The organism is Lysinibacillus sp. NPDC086135 (assembly GCF_044746345.1).
GTDB lineage: Bacteria > Bacillota > Bacilli > Bacillales_A > Planococcaceae > Lysinibacillus.
Genome location: NZ_JBIVCA010000034.1, coordinates 21142 through 27189, shown reverse-complemented (window position 1 = coordinate 27189; position 6048 = coordinate 21142). Strand labels below are relative to the sequence as shown.

The following is a 6048-nucleotide window of genomic DNA, read 5'->3' as shown; positions in this document are numbered from 1 at the left end:
AACTCTCCATAAAAAGAAATTTGATTAGCTCAAATTGTTTTGCTGGCATCATGTTTGATGTCCAAAATTTTGTTTCGTTCACTAACTCAAGGTTAACTAGTAAAAACTTTATTGATTACGTTTTGCTTGTTCAGTTTTCAAGGTTCATTTCGTCACTGTTGTTTTCAGCGACTTTATTATCATAACTTGTATTCAACAAGAAGTCAACAACTTTTTAAAATTCTTTTTTTAAAATCTTTTTTTAAAATCTTTTTTTAAGTCGTCCTTCTTGTTAAGGACAAGTAATAATATATAATATAGCAATTTAAAAATCAAGCTTTTTTAAAAAAAAGTTTAAAAATCTTTTTCTCATCAACTACAAATAAGAGAATTCCTACTATAACAATGAATCCACCAATAATTTGTGTGGCTATTAAATACTCTTTAAAAATTAGAAGAGCTAAAATGGCCGCGCCAATTGGTTCAAATAAAATCGCAATGGAGACTACATTTGTACTAACGTATTTAATTGACCAATTAAATAGAGTATGACCAAATAAATTAGGAACTATCGCTAATAAAATAAACCATATCCAGTCCATAGTTGAATAAGGGCCGAACGATTCCCCCTTAATAAGAACATAGATAAACAATGTAATTGTACTAACAGCATAAACAATCATCGTATATGTCACAAGGGATAGTCTTTTCCGTACATCTTGTCCAAATAAAAAGTAAGCTGTAACAAGTACGCACGCGACAAGAGCAAGCATGTCTCCATAAAATGCAGTACCACTAAGTTTAAAATCTCCCCAACTAATTAAAATACTACCGACAATAGCAATAACTCCTGCAAAAATGGTTTTCAAAGTAATGTTCTCTTTAAAGAAAAAATATGTACCTACAAATGCAAACAATGGCTGTAGTGTAACCAAAACTGTAGAACTTGCTACAGAAGTGTAATTGAGTGATTCAAACCATAAAATAAAATGAAAGGCTAAAAATATGCCAGCAACAGAAGAAAATAGCCAATCACGTATTCTTAATTCCTTTACCTCGTTAGTGTACTTCCAAAAAAACAGAGGAGCCATTATTAACACCGAAAAGAACATACGGTAAAACGCAATAACCCCCGCTTCTGCATTTGCTAATTTTACAAATATGGCTGATAGGGATACAGAAATTACGCCAATAAAAATAGGAATGTATGGATGAATTTTGGGTTTCTCCATTAAATCCAACCTCCAATTAATTTTGCCTCGGCATCATTACGTTTGGATTTGGCTTTATGCCCGCAAAAGGACTCCTTTCCAATTCCGTGTCATCCGCCGGAAACCTTAACTTATACTCATATTCCTCTCACTACCTATAAAGGTTAAGACATTTGTTGCTGCCGCTTCGCTTTCGCACAGAAAACATTTGTTGCTGCCGCTTCGCTTTCGCTCCCCAAAATATGTGGTGAAAGAAATTAAAAATACTTATACTTCATTACGATCGTGATGTACAATACAAAAAAGTAATGTACATATAATAATGACACCTTGCATATCTCTTAGCAATACGAAATATCTGTGGAGGGTTGCGTATGGAAACCTTGGAAAATATGATTACATATGAAGTTGGCATAAAATTAGTAATTGCAGCCACATTAAGTTTAGTAATCGGTATCGAAAGGGAATTAAAAAAGAAGCCTGTAGGATTAAAAACGAGCTTAGTTATCGCTACATTTAGCTGTTTATTAACTGTCATTTCGATTGAAACCGCCTATTCAACACCCCCAAGGTCAGAAATCAATATTACAATGGACCCTCTACGCTTGGCTGCCCAAATTGTTAGTGGGATTGGATTTCTTGGAGCAGGTGTTATTCTAAGACGAGGGAATGATAGTATCTCAGGTTTAACAACCGCAGCAATGATCTGGGGAGCTGCTGGGATAGGAATTGCTGTTGGCGCAGGCTTTTATATAGATGCTACATTAGCTGTTATTATCATTGTCTTCGGAATTGAGGTTTTATCGCCGTTTCTAATGAAAATAGGACCAAAAAGAATTCGTATGCGAGAAATATCATTGAAAGTTCAGATTAACAATGATGACAATAGTGAATCCTTTTTACAATTCTTAAAGGAAAACAATATTATTATTGAAAACATACGCATTCAAGATGTTCCAAATTATAATAATGTTTATCACGAATTAGATTTACGCTTATCATTAATAGTCTCTGATAACTTACTGTCATTTTATCGTTCATTACGAGCACTACCCTATATTGAAAAAATCGAAATGGAAATTTTAAACTAGTTGGAGGATTCTTTCGTGGTAGAAATAATAAAACTATTAAAAAATGGGAATAAGCCCTCTCTGTTGGCAGCAGTAGTCAATGCTTTTTTAGGAATTATTAAAGGTGTTGCCTTCTTCTTTACAGGTAATGTTGCCATGTTTGCAGAAATGATGCACTCACTAGGAGATGCAGCAAACCAATTATTCGTTTATATCGGCTCAGCGCTGTCGAAAAAAGCACCGACAAAACAATTTCCGGGAGGCTTTGGCCGAATTGTAAATTTAGTTTGTCTATTTGCTGTTATAATCGTGGCGATCCTTTCTTATGAAACCATAAAAGAAGGCTGGCATCATTTTATACACCCCGCTGGAGAATCTAAAGGAATGCTCATTGCACTTGGCGTATTATTGATCGGTATTGTTTTAGAAGGGTCAGTTCTTGCAAAAGCTGCCGTTGAAATACTTCATGACGCTGGACAGGAAAAAACGGGAATAATAACAGCTATCCCTAAAGCTTTCCCTTATTTAAATCGCGCAAAACCAGCAACAAAATTAGTATTTATGGAAGACTTAGTAGCTACAGGTGGTAATGTGTTGGCCTTCGGTGCTATTTTAATTGCGCACTTTACAGGCTGGGCAAATATAGAAGGACTCGTTTCGATGATTATTGGCTTTATGATGTTCTATGTTGTAGCAAAAGTGTTCCTTGATAATGCACGTGGAGTTATTGGTGAAACAGACGAAGAAATGCTAAATCATATTGCTCACCTTGTAATGGATGACCCAAACATTAAAGATATTGTTCGCCTAGAAGTCATTAAAGAAGGTGAGTTTTTACATGTGGAATTAGTTGCTGAAGCTGACCCCAATCTATCACTCGCTTTTCTAGATGATGTACGCGACCATTTAACAGAGGTCATTTTAAGTCAGAAGGGTGTATCGAAAGTAGCCATTCTATTTGATGAGGATGACGGGAAACTAGATTGGGTGCATATTGGCGAAAGACCGGAAAACTCAACATTCAAACAATAACTTATTATCCAAAACATTTTAAATAAGATAAATAGCCAATTGCCATATTTCAGGCAGTTGGCTATTTTTTATACAAGTACCAGATAACTCTATTCTTGTTTACTTCTTTGTATCTTCTATTAAGCAATCACGGAGTTATAGGGAGTTTTGCAAAATAGTTCGCACATCTTCTTCCTGTAATTTGTTGAAGTTTCCAAAGGGTCCATTTTGCATAGCATGTTCTACAATTTGAAGGAATTTTGAATCGTCAATTTCATAATCCGCTAGACTACTTGGAGCTCCTAGAGAAGTCCAGAATGCCGATAAACGATCAATTCCTTCGTACGCAACCTCTTCTGGAGACTTCCCAGTTGCGTCGACACCGAAAACGCGTATTGCAATACGTGCAAAACGCTCTGGATTTACGGGTACACTTAGACGCATCCAATGTGGTTGTAATATCGCTAAACCTCCTGCATGCGGAATATCGTAAACCGCAGAAACAGCGTGCTCAATATTATGTGATGCCCAATCTCCACGAGAGCCAATTGATAAGAATCCATTTAACCCAATTGTTCCTGCTAATAAAATTATTTCACGCAACTGGATATTTTCTAAATCTTCTAACAGTGTAGGTGCTGTTGTAATGACCGTTCGTAATACTCCTTCACACATTTCATCTGTAATCGGTGTATTCGTCGTATTATGGAAATATTGTTCAAGTACATGCGACATCATATCAACGATACCGTAAACTGTATGATTTTTTGGTACAGTCACTGTATACACTGGATTTAAAATCGAAAATTTTGGGAATACAGCAGGGCTACCCCAGCTTAGTTTTTCTTCTGTCGCAGCGTTTGTAATGACAGAACCTGAGTTCATTTCGGAACCTGTTGCAGCTAGCGTTAATACAGTCCCAAGCGGTAAAGCGTCCTCCACAATTACTTTACGTTTTACAATATCCCAAGCATCGCCATCATATTTTGCACCTGCGACTATTAACTTAGAACAATCAATTACAGAACCGCCACCAACAGCTAGGACTAGATCAATTTCTTCTTTTTTACAAAGATCAATACCAAGTCTTGCTGTTTCCACACGTGGATTTGGCTCAACACCGCTAAGTTCAAATATTATTTTATTGGCTTCTTGTAACTTTTCGATAACAGCATTGTATACACCATTTTTCTTAACACTGCCTCCACCGTAGACAACTAACACCTTTTCACCATGTTGCGCTAACTCATTCGCAAGCTTTTCCAGTGCATTTTCACCAAAATGTAACTTCACTGGGTTATAAAATGTAAATGAATCCATTCAATTCGCCCCTTTCTACTTGGATTTTCTCATATTTCTATTGACGAAAGCAAAGATTTAAACCAATTTTGACTCCACTGTCATTGTATTCACTCTAAACATAATTTTTCCTTTGCACTTTTGCTTGCATACATAAAAAACGAGTCATCCGACTAGGAATGACCCGTTTTTCTTATATATATTGATTAAACCCACCCACGGAAGCGTGAAGCTTCTGCAGTGCGGCGAACACCTACCATATAAGCTGCTAAACGCATATTAATGTTACGTGTTGTCGCTGTTGTATAAACGTTTTCAAATGCATCAACCATTTTTTTGTAAAGACGTTCTTCAACTTCTTCTTCCGTCCAGTAATAACCTTGGTTATTTTGTACCCATTCGAAGTAAGAAACTGTTACACCACCAGCAGATGCTAATACGTCTGGTACAAGTAAAATGCCACGATCAGTTAAAATTCTAGTAGCTTCAGCAGTTGTTGGACCGTTCGCTGCCTCTACTACAATGTTTGCTTTAACATTGTGTGCATTGTCAGCAGTAATTTGGTTTTCGATAGCAGCTGGCACTAGAATATCACAATCAAGCTCTAATAATTCTTTGTTTGAAATTGTATTTTCAAATAATGTTGTTACAGTACCGAAGCTATCACGACGATCTAATAAATAGTCGATATCTAAACCTTCAGGATCATGAAGTGCACCATAAGCATCTGAAATACCGATTACTTTCGCGCCTAAATCATGCATGAATTTCGCAAGGAAGCTACCTGCGTTACCGAAGCCTTGAATTACAACACGTGCACCTTTAATATCAATGCCACGTTTTTTCGCTGCTTCTTGGATAACGATTGTTACACCTTGTGCAGTTGCACGGTCACGACCTTGAGAACCACCAAGCACTAGTGGCTTACCTGTGATGAAACCTGGTGAGTTGAATTCATCCATACGGCTGTATTCATCCATCATCCATGCCATAATTTGTGCATTCGTAAATACGTCTGGAGCAGGAATATCTTTTGTTGGTCCTACGATTTGACTAACTGCACGTACATATCCACGGCTCAATCGCTCGATTTCATCCATAGACATTTGACGAGGGTCACAGATGACACCGCCTTTACCACCGCCATAAGGTAGATCTACGATACCACATTTCAATGTCATCCACATTGAAAGCGCTTTAACTTCTTCCTCAGATACTGCCGGATGGAAACGTACCCCACCTTTAGTTGGCCCTACAGCATCATTATGTTGTGCACGGTAACCAGTAAATACTTTTGTTGTACCATCATCCAATTTCACTGGAATACGAACTTGTAGCATGCGAAGCGGCTCTTTTAATAATTCATACATAGCTTCGTCATAACCAAGTCTATTTAGAGCCTCTTGAATGACTTCTTGAGTAGATGTGAACAGATTTAAGTTTTCAGACATATTAAATCGCCTCTTTGTTTTTTATAA

The 6048-nt window shown here is 36.9% G+C and carries 5 protein-coding genes; 2 read left to right on the top strand and 3 right to left on the bottom strand.

The window, feature by feature from the left end; translation table 11 throughout:
* Window positions 1–311: 311 nt before the first annotated feature.
* Window positions 312–1211 (bottom strand): DMT family transporter, encoded by a 900-nt coding sequence (locus tag ACIPKN_RS26010; RefSeq protein ID WP_400941755.1) that lies wholly within the window; start codon window positions 1209–1211, stop codon window positions 312–314.
* Between the two features lie 353 nt (window positions 1212–1564).
* Between ACIPKN_RS26010 and ACIPKN_RS26005 the strand changes: the two genes are divergently transcribed.
* Window positions 1565–2281 (top strand): MgtC/SapB family protein, encoded by a 717-nt coding sequence (locus ACIPKN_RS26005; RefSeq protein ID WP_400941753.1) that lies wholly within the window; start codon window positions 1565–1567, stop codon window positions 2279–2281.
* Window positions 2282–2296: 15 nt separating this feature from the next.
* Window positions 2297–3292: a cation diffusion facilitator family transporter gene (locus ACIPKN_RS26000; protein ID WP_400941750.1), complete on the top strand. Its 996-nt coding sequence runs from the start codon at window positions 2297–2299 to the stop codon at window positions 3290–3292.
* 135 nt (window positions 3293–3427) lie between these two features.
* Here the strand turns inward: ACIPKN_RS26000 and ACIPKN_RS25995 are convergent, their stop codons facing one another.
* A complete protein-coding gene (locus ACIPKN_RS25995) occupies window positions 3428–4591 on the bottom strand; it encodes an iron-containing alcohol dehydrogenase (RefSeq protein ID WP_400941747.1) in 1164 nt (387 codons plus the stop codon).
* A 185-nt stretch (window positions 4592–4776) separates the two neighbouring features.
* A complete protein-coding gene (locus ACIPKN_RS25990; RefSeq protein WP_400941744.1) occupies window positions 4777–6021 on the bottom strand; it encodes a Glu/Leu/Phe/Val family dehydrogenase in 1245 nt (414 codons plus the stop codon).
* Between the last annotated feature and the right edge of the window lie 27 nt (window positions 6022–6048).